Source organism: Achromobacter sp. SX5, from assembly GCF_056711425.1.
On sequence record NZ_CM160041.1, the window covers coordinates 3,142,841 to 3,157,281 of the forward strand.

Genomic DNA, 14,441 nt, shown 5'->3' on the forward strand with positions numbered 1-14,441 from the left:
TTCCTTTTCTTTAAACGTGTACCAAGGTGCCTTCGTCTTCGCCGCTGACCACCCGCTTGAGGGCGCCGGACTTATTGATCGAAAACACTTTGATCGGCAGTTTCTGGTCGCGGCACAGCGCGAAGGCGGTGGCGTCCATCACTTCCAGACGGCGCACGATCGCTTCGTCGAAGCTGATGCGCGCGTAACGCGTAGCGGTGGGATCCTTGTTGGGGTCCGCGCTATAGATGCCGTCCACCTTGGTGGCCTTCAGCACGATCTCCGCGCCGATCTCGGCGCCACGCAGGGCGGCGGCGGTGTCGGTGGTGAAGAACGGATTGCCGGTGCCGGCCGCGAAAATGACGACCTTGCCCTCTTCGAGGTAGCGCAGGGCCTTGGGACGGATGTAAGGCTCGACGACCTGATCGATGTTCAGGGCCGATTGTACGCGGGTGTCGATACCCTTGTGCTTGAGCGCGTCCTGCAGCGCAAGCGCGTTCATGATGGTGGCCATCATGCCCATGTAGTCGGCGGTCGCGCGGTCCATGCCCTGCGCGCCCGGGGCGACGCCACGGAAGATGTTGCCCCCGCCGATGACGATGGCCAGCTCGACGCCTGCGGCGGCGACTTCGGCGATCTCATCGGTCATGCGGACGATGGTGGAACGATTGATGCCGAAGGCATCCTCGCCCATCAGCGCCTCGCCGGAAAGTTTGAGAAGAACCCGTTTGTATGATCTGCTGCTCATAGGTGATATCCCGAAGAACAATCCGACGAAAGTGTAAGACAAGAAATAGGCCGGCCTGATTTTAGTCAGTGCCGGCCTGTAAGCAAACTACCGTTTAGGCGCGGCCGGCGGCGGCAGCGGCAACCTCAGCGGCGAAATCGCTGGTCTTCTTCTCGATACCTTCGCCGACGACGAACAGCACGAACTTGCTGATCGAAGCGCCCTTGGCCTTCAGCATCTGCTCGACGGTGGCCTTGTCGTCCTTGACGAACGGCTGCGACAGCAGGGTGACTTCCTTCAGGAACTTCTGGACCGAGCCTTCGACCATCTTGGCGACGATTTCAGCCGGCTTGCCCGATTCGGCGGCCTTCTGCTCGGCGACCGAGCGTTCGGCGGCGATGTCGGCCGGGTTCACGCCTTCGGCGTTCAGGGCCTTGGGCTTGGTGGCGGCGATGTGCATCGCCAGGTCCTTGCCCACTTCTTCGGCGCCGGTGTACTCGACCAGCACGCCGATGCGGCCGCCGTGCACGTAGCTGGCCAGCGCGTTGGGGGTCTCGATGCGCTCGAAGCGGCGGATCGACATGTTTTCGCCGATCTTGCCGATCAGGGCGGTGCGGGTCGTTTCGACCGTGCCTTCGCCGTACGGCAGCGCCGACAGCGCGGCCACGTCGGCCGGGTTCTGCGTGGCGACCAGTTCGGCCAGCTTGTTCACGAAGGCGACGAAGTCGTCGTTCTTGGCGACGAAGTCGGTTTCGCAGTTGACTTCGATGACGGCGCCTTGCTTGGCGTCGGCGGAGATGAACAGACCGATCAGGCCTTCAGCGGTGACGCGGGCGGCGGCCTTGCTGGCCTTGTTGCCCAGCTTGACGCGCAGGATTTCCTCGGCGCGGGCCAGATCGCCTTCGGCTTCCGTCAAGGCCTTCTTGCACTCCATCATGGGGGCGTCGGTCTTTTCGCGCAGTTCCTTGACCAGGGCAGCGGTAATTTCAGCCATGTTTGCTCCAATTTTGCTAGGGACTTGTCCCGGCGGGCCGGGACAGTGGTGTGATTCGATGGGACATCCGCGCCAGGCGGATCGGGAAGATGGGAGCCCACCTTCGCTGTGCCGGCACGGCGGGAGCGGATCGGAATGCCGGGCCGCTCCCGGACGCTAAGCGCCGGACATGACAACTATGGCTTAGGCCTGGTTGTCCTGAACTTCGACGAACTCTTCCTGGCCTTCGCCCAGCTCTTCGACCAGACCGTTCAGGTTCTGCTCGCGGCCTTCCAGCACGGCGTCGGCGATGCCCTTGGCGTACAGCGCGATGGCCTTGGCCGAGTCGTCGTTGCCGGGGATGACGTAGTCGATGCCGTCGGGCGAGTGGTTGGTGTCAACCACGGCCACGACCGGAATGCCCAGCGTCTTGGCTTCGGCGATGGCGATCTTGTGGTAGCCGACGTCGATCACGAACATGGCGTCGGGCAGGCCGTTCATGTCCTTGATGCCGCCGATCGACTTGTTCAGCTTTTCCAGTTCGCGCTGGAACAGCAGGCCTTCCTTCTTGATCATGCGCTCGGCGCCGCCTTCGGCGACCACGGCTTCCATGTCCTTCAGGCGCTTGACCGAGGTCTTGACCGTCTTGAAGTTGGTCAGCATGCCGCCGAGCCAGCGGGCGTCGACGTAGGGCATGCCGCAACGGGCAGCTTCGGCGGCGACCAGCTCGCGCGCAGCGCGCTTGGTGCCGACGAACAGGATGTTGCCGCCGCGAGCAGCCAGCTGCTTCACGAACTTGGTGGCTTCCTGGTACTTGTCAACCGTCTTTTCGAGGTTGATGATGTGAATCTTGTTGCGATGGCCGAAGATATAGGGGGCCATCTTGGGGTTCCAGTAACGGGTCTGGTGACCGAAGTGGACACCCGCTTCCAGCATTTCGCGCATCAAAGACATAACTTTCTCCAAGGGTTGTTTCTTGCGCCGCACCTGCATCAGCCTCTGGCTGACACCCTGGGTGGTGTTGCGCGCGATTTCCCGCAACGGCGGGATGACAAAATTCTAACCGGGCCGGCCGATCACTGCCGCAATAATGCCGGCGCCCACGGCGCCTGGCGCCTCGAATGCCGCTTACTACGCTGCCGCGATAAACCCAGACGGCCGCCACGACGAAAAACCTGCGCCGCGCTCCTGCATTGCGTCTCCCGACCCGCCAGGAATTTCCTGGAAGTTTCTTCGAGACGCGCCCGACCCGGTTTTGTCGGCGGCGAAATCCGGCTCTGGAATATCCTGCTCTTCGCGTCCGGACTTGAACTTCCATCCAGCCGCGCATCAGACCATCGGGGCATCTCTTAAGAAAACAATAATGTTTTCAAGAGCTTAATCCGACATCCACACCGAGCACAGACCCTGAACCTGCATCGCCGCTCAAAAACCTGACCAGGCCTGCAAGCGCACCGCGTCCCGGCCGCGCCAGCCGCGCAATTGCCGCCGTCCGCACCCGCCCGGCCCGCATCCGTCATGTCCGCATCCCGCCACCGGCACCCGCGGCCTGCCCGAATTCGCTCCACAACCTTCGCTTGCGGTGAAACTTCAGGGCGCGCCGACGATCCCAATGTATGGACCCGCACCAACCAATACGGCCGGGGTCGCGCAAAACCCGCGTCAACCCACCTTGCCAACATCCGCCGGGTTCGGCTCTTGCCGCTACCCAGTTATAGAATCGGACAGTCATGCCGCAGGCGCTTTTGCTCCGCCCCGGTATGTCCTACCAGACCCTAATGCATCCCCAAAAATTTAGGGAAGCCTATAATTCTACTATTCTTTCAAGCAGACATTCAAGCGACAGATAGCCAAGCTACTCCATGGGCACCATTACCAATCAAGCCGATCTGGCCAAGATGCGCGCGGCCTGCCAGGACGCCGCCAAAGTTCTCGATTTCATCACCCCCTACGTCAAGCCGGGCGTCACCACCGGCGAGCTGGACCGGTTGTGCCTGGAGTATCTGACCGACGAGCTGGGCGTGAAGTCGGCCACCGTGGGCTACGCGCCGCCCGGCTATCCGCCCTTCCCCGGCGCCATCTGCACCTCGGTCAACCACCAGGTCTGCCATGGCATCCCGGGCGACAAGGTGCTGAAAAATGGGGACTCATTGAATATCGACGTCACCATCATCAAGGACGGCTGGTTCGGCGACACCAGCCGCATGTACGCGGTGGGCGAACAGTCCATTCTTTCCCGCCGCCTCAGCGAAATCACCTTCGAGTGCATGTGGAAGGGAATCCAGCAGGTCAAGAATGGCGCCACGCTGGGCGACGTCGGCCACGCGATCCAGAAGCACGCCGAAGCCAACGGCTTTTCCGTGGTGCGCGAGTTCTGCGGCCACGGCATCGGCCAGCGCTTCCATGAAGACCCGCAGGTGCTGCACTACGGCAAGCCGGGCACCGGCGTGCCGCTGACCACCGGCATGCTGTTCACCATCGAGCCCATGATCAACGCCGGCCGCCGCGAGATCCGCCAGCTGTCCGACGGCTGGACCGTGGTCACCCGCGACCACAGCCTGTCGGCCCAGTGGGAGCATGCCGTATGCGTGACCGAAACCGGCTACGAAGTGCTGACCCTGTCGCCCGGCATGCCCCAGCCGCCGGCCTTCATCACCGAACCCCTCGTCATTCCCGCCGTCTGACGCCCCGCCGCCCGCCGCCATGACCGCCGACACCCTCAGCGCCCTGCGCGCCCGCATCCAGGAAGCCCGGCAGGCGGCGGTGGCCCAATTCCGCAGCCACGAAAGGCCGGACCCGCTGCTGACCGAACTGCGCCGCATCGTCGACGCCGCCCTGCGCGACCTGGTCAAGCACTGCCCCCTGCCCGCCGGCGCCACGCTGGCGGCCGTGGGCGGATACGGCCGCGGCGAGCTCTACCCCCATTCGGACGTCGATCTGCTGATCCTGCTGCCGCACGCCCCCACGCGCGAGGACGAGGCCGCCATCGGGCGGCTGGTGGCCGCGCTCTGGGACCTGGGGCTGGAGCCCGGCCACAGCGTGCGCACCATCGAGGACTGCGAGCGCGAGGCCGAGGCGGACATCACGGTGGAGACGGCGCTGCTGGAATCGCGCTGGCTGGCCGGCAGCCGCGCGCTGATGAAGAAGTTCGAGGCCGCCACGCAGTCGCGCCTGGACCCGCGCGCCTTCTTTCGCGCCAAGCGCGTCGAGATGCAGCAGCGCCACGCCCGCTACCACGACACGCCCTACGCGCTGGAGCCCAACTGCAAGGAATCGCCCGGCGGGCTGCGCGACCTGCAGGTGATCCTGTGGATGGCGCGGGCGGCCGGCTTCGGCGACAGCTGGCGCTCGGTGGCGCAGGCCGGCCTGCTGACCTCCTCGGAGGCGCGCGACCTGCGCCGCGCGGAACAGGCCTTCAAGCGCCTGCGCATCGAGCTGCACCTGCTGGCCAACCGGCGCGAGGACCGCGTGCTGTTCGACCTGCAGCCGGCGCTGGCCGAGGTCTACCGCATCCACGCCACCGCCACGCGCCGCGGCAGCGAACTGCTGATGCAGCGCTATTACTGGGCCGCGCGCCTGGTAACGCAGCTGAACGGCATCCTGGTGCAGAACATCGAGGAACGGCTGTTCCCGCGCCCCGACAGCGACGCGCGCGAAATCGACGACGATTTCCGCAACCTGCGCGACCGGCTGGACATCATCCGCGACGACGGTTTCGAGCGTAACCCCACCCTGCTGCTGCGCGCCTTCCTGGTGATGCAGCAGCATCCGGAACTGACCGGCATGTCGGCCCGCACGCTGCGCGCCATCTGGCATTCCCGCCACCGCATCGACGCGCAGTTCCGCCGCAATCCGGTCAACCGCAAGCTGTTCCTGCAGATCCTGCAGCAGCCGCGCGGCATCGTGCACGAGCTGCGGCGCATGACCATGCTGAACATCCTGCCGCGCTACCTGCCGGTGTTCCGCCGCATCGTCGGCCAGATGCAGCACGACCTGTTCCACGCCTATACCGTGGACCAGCACACCCTGGCCGTGGTGCGCAACCTGCGCCGCTTCACCATGCCGGAGCACGCGCAGGAATATCCGCTGGCCAGCCAGCTGATCGCCGGGCTGGACCGGCACTGGCTGCTGTACGTGGCGGCGCTGTTCCACGACATCGCCAAGGGCCGCGGCGGCGACCACTCCGAACTCGGCGCGCGCGAGGTGCGCAAGTTCGCGCAGGACCACGGCATGGAGGCCGAGGACACCGCCCTGGTCGAATTCCTTGTGCGCCAGCACCTGCTGATGTCGGCCGTGGCGCAAAAGCGCGACCTGTCCGACCCGGCCGTGGTGCAGGACTTTGCGGCCATCGTGCAGAACGAGCGCCGCCTGACCGCGCTGTACCTGCTGACCGTGGCCGACATCCGCGGCACCAGTCCCAAGGTCTGGAACGCCTGGAAAGGCAAGCTGCTCGAAGACCTGTACAAGCTCACGCTGGCCGCGCTGGGCGGCGCGCACGCCGACGCCCACACTGTGCTGGCCGAGCGCAAGGAAGAGGCAGCCCGCCTGACGCGGCGGGCGGGGCTGCGCGACGACGCCCGCGAAGCCTTCTGGAACCAGCTGGACGTGGCGTATTTCCTGCGCCACGACGCCTCCGACATCGCCTGGCACACGCGCCACCTGTACCACCAGGTCGAGCCGGCGCAGGCCGTGGTCCGGGCCCGCCCCACCGAACACGGCGAGGGCCTGCAGATCATGGTGTACACCCGCGACGCGCCCGACCTGTTCGTGGCGATCTGCGGCTATTTCGACGCCAAGTCGCTCTCCATCCAGGACGCCCGCATCCACACCACGCGCCACGGCTGGGCGCTGGACAGCTTCATCGTGCTGCTGCCCGAAGGCGCCAGCGACCTGCGCGCCCAGGCCACCCTGGTCGAGCACGAGCTGGCCGAACGCCTCAAGGACCCGCATGCCGCGGCGCAGCGGCATGGCTCCGGCGGCGGCTATTACGGCCGCGGCCGCCAGTCCCGCGTGTCGCGGGTGTTCCCCATCATGCCGCAGGCCGAGCTGCAGCCCGACGAGCGCAGCACGTCCTGGCGACTGTCCGTCATCGCCACCGACCGCCCCGGCCTGCTGCACGCGCTGGCGCGCGTCTTCGCCGAACACGAGGTCAACCTGGTCATGGCCAAGATCATGACGCTGGGCGACCGGGTCGAAGACGTGTTCATCGTGGACGGCGCGGCACTGACCCGCCCGCGCAGCCAGATGCAGTTCGAGCGCGACGTCCTGGACGCGCTGGCCGGCGAGGAAGCCGGCCGCCGCGCCGCCTGAATCCGCCCGTCCGGCCGGCATCGCCAGCGCCGGCCGGACGGCATACAATCCCGGTTTTCGGCCACGCGGCGTCCGCCATCCATGCAGCTCAATGACTACCTACGCGTCTTCGGGAGCAGCTTTTTCTTCGCGCTGGCCACGCTGCTGCCGTTTCTCAATCCGCCCGCGATCGCGCCCATCTTCCTGTCGCTGACGGAAGGCGCTTCTTCCGCGACCCGGATGGTGCTGGCCAAGCGCGTCGCCATCAACGTCTGCCTGATGCTGATCGTGGCCATGGTGGCCGGCAACGTGCTGCTGAGTTTTTTCGGGATTTCGCTGTCCATCGTACGGGTCGGCGGCGGCATGCTGGTGATCGCCAGCGCCTGGCGCCTGGTGAACTCGCCCGACGCCGACACCGAACGCGTGGCGCGCATGGCCGAATCCTTCACCCCCGAAATGGCCAAGGCCCGCGCCTTCTATCCGCTTACCTTCCCGATCAGCTGCGGCCCGGGCTCGATCGCCGCGGCCATCACGGTCGGGGTCTCGCTGCGCGACCAGAACCACGTGCTCAGCCTGGTGCGCCTGGGCGGCTCGATCCCGGGCATTATCGTCGTGTCCGTGACGCTCTACATCTGCCTGCGCTTCGCCGCGCAGATGCTGCACCGGCTCGGCGATAATGGCACCGCCGTATTCATGCGGCTGTCGGCCTTCATCATGCTGTGCCTGGGCGTGCAGATCTTCTGGGAAGGCTCGCGCGAACTGCTGCTTGGCGTCCTGCAGCAGGTGATGCAACCAATTCCGATTCCCAAGGCCTAAGCCCCTGCCTTTCGCAACCACTACCGCAGAACAATGACCTCACGCTCCGAACGCCTGCTCCGCCTCATCGCCCTTTTCTGCTTCGGCGCGGTCGGCATCGCCCTGATATCCCAGCACGTCTTCGACATGCCGCCCTGCGCCTGGTGCGTCATGCAGCGCCTGATCTACCTGGCGATCGGCATCGTCGCGCTGGTGGGCGGGTTCGGCGGCGGACGCGCGCTGACCCGCGTCTGCGGCGCGCTGTCCGCGCTACTGGCGGCCGCCGGCGTCGTCGCCGCCTGGTACCAATACAGCGTGGCGGCCAAGATGCTGTCCTGCGACCAGACCTTCGCCGACCGCTTCATGAGCGGCACGGGGCTGGACGGCGCGGTGCCATGGCTGTTCGGCATCTACGCCACCTGCATGGACGCCGTGGTGTCGGTGCTGGGCATCGAATACGCCCTGTGGAGCCTGGCGCTCTTCGTCATCGTGTTCTTTATGGCGCTGCCGGTCGTGTTCGGGCGCGGGCGCGCGTGACCGAAGCGCAGGACGCATGCCCGGCGTCGAATTTGAAATACCTCACCGGCTACCCCGAACACCTGTTGCTCCAGGCGCGCAAGCTGCTGGACCAGGGCAAGCTGGGCGCGGCGCTGCGGTCGCGCTATCCGGCGGGCGCGCACGGCGTGCGCACGGACCGCGCGCTGTACCAGTACGTGACGGACCTGAAGAATACGCACATGCGCAACGGCGACCAGATCAACAAGGTCGCCTTCGACAGCAAGATCCACGTGATCCAGCACGCGCTGGGCCAGCATACCTACGTGTCGCGCGTGCAGGGCGGCAAGCTCAAGGCCAAGCATGAGATCCGCGTGGCGACGCTGTTCAAGACGGTGCCGGCGGAATTCCTGAAGATGATCGCGGTCCATGAGCTGGCCCACCTGAAGGAAAAGGACCACAACCGGGCCTTCTACAACCTGTGCCTGCACATGGAGCCGCAGTACCACCAGTACGAGTTCGACCTGCGGCTGTACCTGACCCACCTGGACCATGCCGGCGAGGCGCTCTGGCCGGCCCCTGGCGGCGCAGGCCTATAAGGCGGCCAGCGCCACCTCGATCACATCCAGCAGGCATTGGCGCCGCTGCGGCGCGGGGCTGCCTTTGGCCAGCACCCGCAGCCCCTGGACGGTGCCGACGAAGAACCGCGCCAGCGCCCGCGGGCTTTTCGTGGCGGCGATCTCGCCCGATTGCTGTCCGCGCCGGATCAGTTGCTCCAGGGCTTTTTGCAGGCTCAGGAAGTTGTGCGCCACCAGTTCGGCGACCGCGACGTCCTGCCCCGCCAGTTCCAGCGAGGCGTTGGCGGCCAGGCAGCCGCGCCGCTGCGGATCGCGCAACTCGTCCTCGGCCACGCGCATCAGCAGCTGCCGGATCAGCGCCTTGGGCGAGCCAGGCCCGGACAGCAGCGCCACGTTGGACCCGGTGACGGCCTGGTAGCGGCGCAGGGCCTGCCGGTACAGGCCCTGTTTGTTCTCGAACGCGTTGTACAGGCTGCTGCGCGACAGGCCGGTGCCGTCGACCAGGTCCTGCACCGACGTCGCGGCATAGCCGCGCCGCCAGAACACCTGCATGGCGGCGTCGGCGATGTCGTCCGGCTCGAACGCTTTGGTGCGCATGGCAATCCGCCTGACTGGAATGATCGTTCCGGCCAATTTACGATGCAGGCCCGGCAGCGTCAACGGCCCAAAACAAAGAACCCTCCGGTTCAAGGGAGGGTTCTTCGCAAGGCCCGCGGGATTCAGGCGTCGTTGGCGGCGTAGCCCATGTTGAACTGCAGGCCGCTGGCGCCGCCCTCGTCGCCGGGCTCGCCGCGCGACTGGCCCAGGCGCGCCAGGTACTCGGCGGTGATGTCGCCGGTGACGTACTCGCCGTCGAAGCACGAGGCCTCGAAGCGCGACAGCCTGGGATTGATGTCGCGCACCGCCTGCTGCATGTCCTGCAGATCCTGGTAGACCAGGTTGTCGGCGCCGATCGCGCGGGCGATTTCCTCGTCGCTGCGGCCGGTGGCGATCAACTCGCTCTGCGTGGGCATGTCGATGCCGTAGACGTTGGGGAAGCGCACCGGAGGCGCGGCCGAGGCGAAATACACCTTGTTGGCGCCGGCGGCGCGGGCCATGTCCACGATTTCGCGGCTGGTGGTGCCGCGCACGATGGAGTCATCGACCAGCAGCACGTTCTTGCCCTTGAACTCCATGCCGATGGCGTTGAGCTTCTGGCGCACGGATTTGCGGCGCACCGCCTGGCCCGGCATGATGAAGGTGCGGCCGACGTAGCGGTTCTTGATCAGGCCTTCGCGGTAGTCCAGGTTCAGGCGCGCGGCCAGCTGCATGGCGGCCGGACGCGAGGAATCGGGAATCGGCATGACCACGTCGATGTCGCCCAGGCGCATGTTGCGCGCCACCTTGTCGGCCAGGTATTCGCCCATGCGCAGGCGCGCGTCATACACCGACACGCCGTCGATCAGCGAATCGGGACGCGCGAAGTACACGTATTCGAAAATGCAGGGCACCAGTTGCGGGTTCTCGGCGCACTGGCGGCTGACGAAGCGGCCGTCCAGGTCGATGAACACGGCCTCGCCCGGCTCGACGTCGCGCACGAAGGCGAAGCCGCTGCCTTCCAGCGCCACCGATTCCGAGGCGACCATCCATTCCACGCCCTCTTCGGTTTCCTGGCGGCCGATGCACAGCGGCCGGATGCCGTTGGGATCGCGGAAGGCCAGCAGGCCGTAGCCGGAAATCTGGGCCACCACCGCGTAGGCGCCGCGCACGCGCTTGTGCACGGCCGCCACGGCGCGGAACATCGCGTCGTCGTCCAGCGACACGCCATTGGCCGCCGACTGCAGTTCGTGGGCCAGCACGTTCAGCAGCACTTCCGAATCGGAATTGGTGTTGATGTGGCGGCGGTCGACGCGGTAGAGCGATTCGCGCAGTTCGCGCCAGTTGGTCAGGTTGCCGTTGTGGGCGAACATGATGCCGAACGGCGCGTTGACGTAGAACGGCTGGGCCTCTTCCTCGCTGGCGCTGGAGCCGGCGGTGGGATAGCGCACCTGGCCGATGCCCGAGGTGCCCGGCAGCGCGCGCATGTTGCGCGTGCGGAAGACGTCACGCACCAGGCCGTGGGCCTTGTACATATTGAACTGGTTGCCTTGCGACGTCGCGATGCCCGCTGCGTCCTGCCCGCGGTGCTGCAACAGCAGCAAGCTGTCATAGAGCAACTGGTTGACCGGCCCGCGCCCGATGACCCCTACGATTCCACACATGGTGAGATTTCCTGGTTGATTTGAAGCAGATCAATACGGCAGCCACGTCGCCAGGGACGGCGGCAGCCAGGTCTTGATATGTTTGATGGCCTCGATGGCCGAATGCGAAAACATGGCGTCCTGCCACCACGGCTCCTGCGGCAGCGGCGTATACCCGGCCGCGGCGACCAGCGCCAGCACGATCAGCAGGCCGCGCGCCAGCCCGAACATGCCGCCCAGGCCGTGGTCGGCGGGGCTCAGGCCGGTGCTGCGGATCAAGGCGGAAAGCGTCATGTTGACCAATCCCACGCCGAGCAGCACGATGATGAACACCGCCGCGTACGAAACTCCCATGCGCAACAGCGTTGTTTCAATATAGGGCTCCAGCCAGGCGTAGACCGTGGGCCCCCACCATATCGCCGCCACGAAGGCCAGCAGATAGGCGACCAGCGACAGCACCTCTTTCAGCAGGCCGCGCACCAGTCCCAGCACACCCGAAACCACCAGGATGGCCAGCACGACGAAGTCGAAGCCGGTCACTATTGCGCGGCGATGAAACCATTGTCATAGCCCAGGGTGCGCAACCGCGCCTGGGCCGCCTGCGCCGCCTCGCGCGAGGGGAACGGCCCCACCCGCAGACGGTACTGCTGCTTGCCGTTGATCGTGGCCTGTTCGACGAAGGCGTTGGTCACGCCCGCCTGGTGCAGCTTGCTGCGGCGCGACTGCGCATCCTCGGAGGTCGTGTAGGCGGCGATCTGGAGCACGAAATTACCCTTGGTGGCCGCGGGCTTGGCGGCCGGCTTGGGCGCCGGTTCGGCGCGGCCTTCGAGCAGCGCCAGCGCGCGCGCGCCGTCGTCGGAGCGCGAGTCCTGCTTGGGCGGCGTGGCCGGCTTGGGCTCGGGCTTGGCTTCCGGCTTGGGCGGCGTCACGGGCTTGGGCGGCGTGGCCGGCGGCGTCGCCGGCTGCGCGGCCGGCGGGGTCGCCGTGGCGGGCGGCTGCACGGACGCGACCGCGGGCGGCTCGGGCACCGGCTCGGCCGGCGCGGCGTCGGCGGGGGCCGGCGTTTCCGGCGCGGCGACCTGCGGTTCGCTTACTTGCGGCTGGAACGGCGTATTGCGTTCCGGCACGCGGATGGGGATGTTGTCGGCCACGGGCTCGGGCTGGGAATCGAGCACCATGGGCAGGATGATGACAGCGGCCAGCACCAGCGCGACCGCGCCTGCCAGCCGGCGCCGCGCGCGCCCGCGCAGCTCCGCAGCCTGCACTTCGCTAGGCACTGCCGCCCTTCTGGAGGACTGCGCCTGGTCGGCAGGATCTTTGCGTTTGAAAAAACCCATGGGGGAGAATTCCTTGCGGCTATAGGGCGGGCGGCGAGCCGCCTGTGAGCCCGCCTGGGAGCGTTTGACCCGTTCTTGACCCGATCTTGCCTTAGGCCTTGCGGCCCAGCGCCTGCAAAACCGAGGCTACCGTCAGAAACGATCCGAACACCACGATTCTATCATTCTCGCCCACCCGTTCACGCGCCGCCGCAAAGGCCTGGGCCGGGTCGGCGTAGGCGCTCACGCCGGGGCTTTCGCCGCCCGCGGGCACCGGCGGCAAGGCGGCCGCGACCTGCTCGGCCAGCGCCTCGCCGGTGGCGCCGCGCGGCCCGGGCAGCCCGGCGCAATACCAGTAGTCGACGCGCGTGCCGAGCTTGGCGACGACGCCGGCCAGGTCCTTGTCGTTGAGCATGCCGAACACCGCGTGGGTATACGGGTGGAAGCTCATGTTGTCCAGGTTCTGGGCCAGCACGGCCGCGGCGTGCGGGTTGTGCGCCACGTCCAGGATGATGGTGGGCTGGCCGGGCAGGATCTGGAAGCGGCCGGGCAGCGAGGCCTGCAGCAGCCCCAGGCGCACGGCCTGCTGCGGCACCGGCAGGCGGTCGCGCACCGATTCCAGCGCGGCCAGCGCGGCCGAGGCGTTGAGCAGCTGGTTGGCGCCGCGCAGCGCCGGATAGGCCAGCGAGTTGCGGCGCTGGCCGCGCCCGCCGTAGGCCCATTGCTGGCGATCGCCGGAATAGTTGAAGTCGCGGCCGAACAGCCACAGGTCGGCGCCGATTTCCGCGACGTAGTCGAGCAGCGACTGCGGAGGCGCGGGATCGCTGCAGATGGCGGGACGGCCGGCGCGGTAGATGTGGGCCTTTTCGAAGCCGATCTTCTCGCGCGTGTCGCCCAGCCAGTCGGTGTGGTCCAGGTCGACGCTGGTGACGATGGCGCAATCGGCGTCGACGATGTTGACGGCGTCCAGGCGGCCGCCCAGCCCCACTTCCAGCACCACGGCGTCCAGGCGCGACTGCGAGAACAGGCGCAGGATGGCCAGCGTGGTGAATTCGAAGTACGTGAGGGAGACGTCGCCGCGCGCCGCCTCGACCGCCTGGAACTGCTCGATCAGGGCCTCGTCGGTGGCGATCTGGCCGTTGATGCGGGCGCGCTCGTTGAAGTCGATCAGGTGCGGCGAGGAGTACAGGCCGACCTTGTAGCCGGCCGCCAGCAGGATGGATTCCAGCATGGCACAGGTCGAGCCCTTGCCGTTGGTGCCGCCGACCACGAACTTCATGGCGTTCAGCTCCAGCCCCAGGCGCGCGGCCACCTCGCGCACCCGGTCCAGGCCCATGTCGATCGCGGTGGCGTGGATGGATTCCAGGTACTGCAGCCAATCGGACAGGCTGGCGGAAGCATCAGGCGTGCGGACAGAAGACATGGCGGGGCCGTAAAGTGGCATCAGAGTGGAACCAGCCGCGGATTTTAACAGTCCGGGCCCGGTGTTTTCCCTAATCCCCCAGGGCGCGAAGCGGTATCCGGGCCGAAAAACCGCTTGCCGATTTTTTTCTCATACATAAAAATAAATTCACATATGAAAATTCGAGGGAAAAACATGACCACTGGCAAGACGCCCCGCTGGCTGGTCCGGGAAGCCGACGTCCCGGGCTACCATCCCGCCAACCACACCGGCACCCTGAACCGCCGCCTCATCGGCCCGGACACCGTCGGCGCCCGCGGCGTGGAGGTGCTGCTGGGCGTCATCGAAAAGGGCAAAGGCGCGCTGCCCCACGCCCATCCGGGCATCGAGCAGGTCTGCTACCTGATTTCCGGCACCGCGCGCGCCCAGGTGCAGGACGAAGCGGCCGACATGGGCCCGGGCGACTGCTGCTACTTCCCGCCCGACGTGCCGCACGTGTTCACGGTCACCAGCGACGAGCCGGCGCGGCTGCTGGTGATCTACACGCCCCCTTATGAAGAATCCCCGGATCGCGTGATCCGGGACTTTCCGGCGCCCCCCTCCGCCGCCTGAAGCGGCGGCAGCCCCCGCGACCGCGGCCGCAGAAGCCGCGCCGCGGGCCGACAACA

General features: G+C 66.8%; 14 protein-coding genes. 6 read left to right on the top strand and 8 right to left on the bottom strand.

Going from position 1 to position 14,441, the window contains the following annotated elements; translation table 11 throughout:
* Positions 1-10: 10 nt before the first annotated feature.
* The 3 genes from pyrH to rpsB form a co-directional block, all read right to left on the bottom strand.
* Positions 11-727, bottom strand: coding sequence for a UMP kinase (gene pyrH, locus AC1M14_RS14800; RefSeq protein WP_102770947.1), 717 nt, complete (start codon positions 725-727; stop codon positions 11-13).
* A 94-nt stretch (positions 728-821) separates the two neighbouring features.
* Positions 822-1,700, bottom strand: a complete 879-nt coding sequence (gene tsf, locus AC1M14_RS14805) for a translation elongation factor Ts (protein ID WP_102770946.1) — start codon at positions 1,698-1,700, stop codon at positions 822-824.
* 183 nt (positions 1,701-1,883) lie between these two features.
* Entirely contained in the window at positions 1,884-2,633 is a 750-nt protein-coding gene (rpsB, locus tag AC1M14_RS14810; RefSeq protein WP_043542854.1) for a 30S ribosomal protein S2, read from the bottom strand.
* Between the two features lie 908 nt (positions 2,634-3,541).
* Between rpsB and map the strand changes: the two genes are divergently transcribed.
* From map to AC1M14_RS14835, 5 genes are all read left to right on the top strand, one after another.
* A complete protein-coding gene (map, locus tag AC1M14_RS14815) occupies positions 3,542-4,363 on the top strand; it encodes a type I methionyl aminopeptidase (RefSeq protein ID WP_102770945.1) in 822 nt (273 codons plus the stop codon).
* Between the two features lie 19 nt (positions 4,364-4,382).
* Positions 4,383-6,989, top strand: a complete 2,607-nt coding sequence (locus AC1M14_RS14820; RefSeq protein WP_479729897.1) for a [protein-PII] uridylyltransferase — start codon at positions 4,383-4,385, stop codon at positions 6,987-6,989.
* A gap of 81 nt (positions 6,990-7,070) precedes the next feature.
* The gene (locus AC1M14_RS14825; RefSeq protein ID WP_102770943.1) at positions 7,071-7,784 is read left to right on the top strand and encodes a MarC family protein; all 714 of its coding nucleotides are present in this window, start codon (positions 7,071-7,073) and stop codon (positions 7,782-7,784) included.
* 33 nt (positions 7,785-7,817) lie between these two features.
* Entirely contained in the window at positions 7,818-8,300 is a 483-nt protein-coding gene (locus AC1M14_RS14830) for a disulfide bond formation protein B (protein WP_102770942.1), read from the top strand.
* Between the two features lie 32 nt (positions 8,301-8,332).
* Positions 8,333-8,857 carry a YgjP-like metallopeptidase domain-containing protein gene (locus AC1M14_RS14835; RefSeq protein WP_102770941.1) on the top strand — a complete coding sequence of 175 codons (525 nt, stop codon included), beginning with the start codon at positions 8,333-8,335 and terminating at the stop codon, positions 8,855-8,857.
* Here AC1M14_RS14835 and AC1M14_RS14840 read toward each other — a convergent pair.
* The 5 genes from AC1M14_RS14840 to folC all read right to left on the bottom strand — a co-directional run bounded on the left by AC1M14_RS14840 (position 8,852) and on the right by folC (position 13,794).
* A complete protein-coding gene (locus AC1M14_RS14840) occupies positions 8,852-9,433 on the bottom strand; it encodes a TetR/AcrR family transcriptional regulator (protein ID WP_102770940.1) in 582 nt (193 codons plus the stop codon). The two genes, AC1M14_RS14835 and AC1M14_RS14840, sit on opposite strands and share 6 nt — an antisense overlap.
* Positions 9,434-9,555: 122 nt before the next feature.
* The gene (gene purF / locus AC1M14_RS14845) at positions 9,556-11,076 is read right to left on the bottom strand and encodes an amidophosphoribosyltransferase (RefSeq protein ID WP_111825274.1); all 1,521 of its coding nucleotides are present in this window, start codon (positions 11,074-11,076) and stop codon (positions 9,556-9,558) included.
* Positions 11,077-11,106: 30 nt separating this feature from the next.
* A complete protein-coding gene (locus AC1M14_RS14850) occupies positions 11,107-11,595 on the bottom strand; it encodes a CvpA family protein (RefSeq protein WP_102770938.1) in 489 nt (162 codons plus the stop codon).
* Positions 11,595-12,392: an SPOR domain-containing protein gene (locus tag AC1M14_RS14855; RefSeq protein WP_102770937.1), complete on the bottom strand. Its 798-nt coding sequence runs from the start codon at positions 12,390-12,392 to the stop codon at positions 11,595-11,597. Before AC1M14_RS14855 ends, AC1M14_RS14850 begins: the two co-directional genes overlap by 1 nt.
* Positions 12,393-12,483: 91 nt before the next feature.
* Complete coding sequence (gene folC, locus AC1M14_RS14860; RefSeq protein WP_102771806.1) at positions 12,484-13,794, bottom strand: bifunctional tetrahydrofolate synthase/dihydrofolate synthase; 1,311 nt, start codon at positions 13,792-13,794, stop codon at positions 12,484-12,486.
* A gap of 174 nt (positions 13,795-13,968) precedes the next feature.
* Here folC and AC1M14_RS14865 point away from each other — a divergent pair, with 174 nt between their 5' ends.
* The gene (locus tag AC1M14_RS14865) at positions 13,969-14,385 is read left to right on the top strand and encodes a cupin domain-containing protein (protein WP_111825275.1); all 417 of its coding nucleotides are present in this window, start codon (positions 13,969-13,971) and stop codon (positions 14,383-14,385) included.
* The last annotated feature ends 56 nt before the right edge of the window (positions 14,386-14,441 follow it).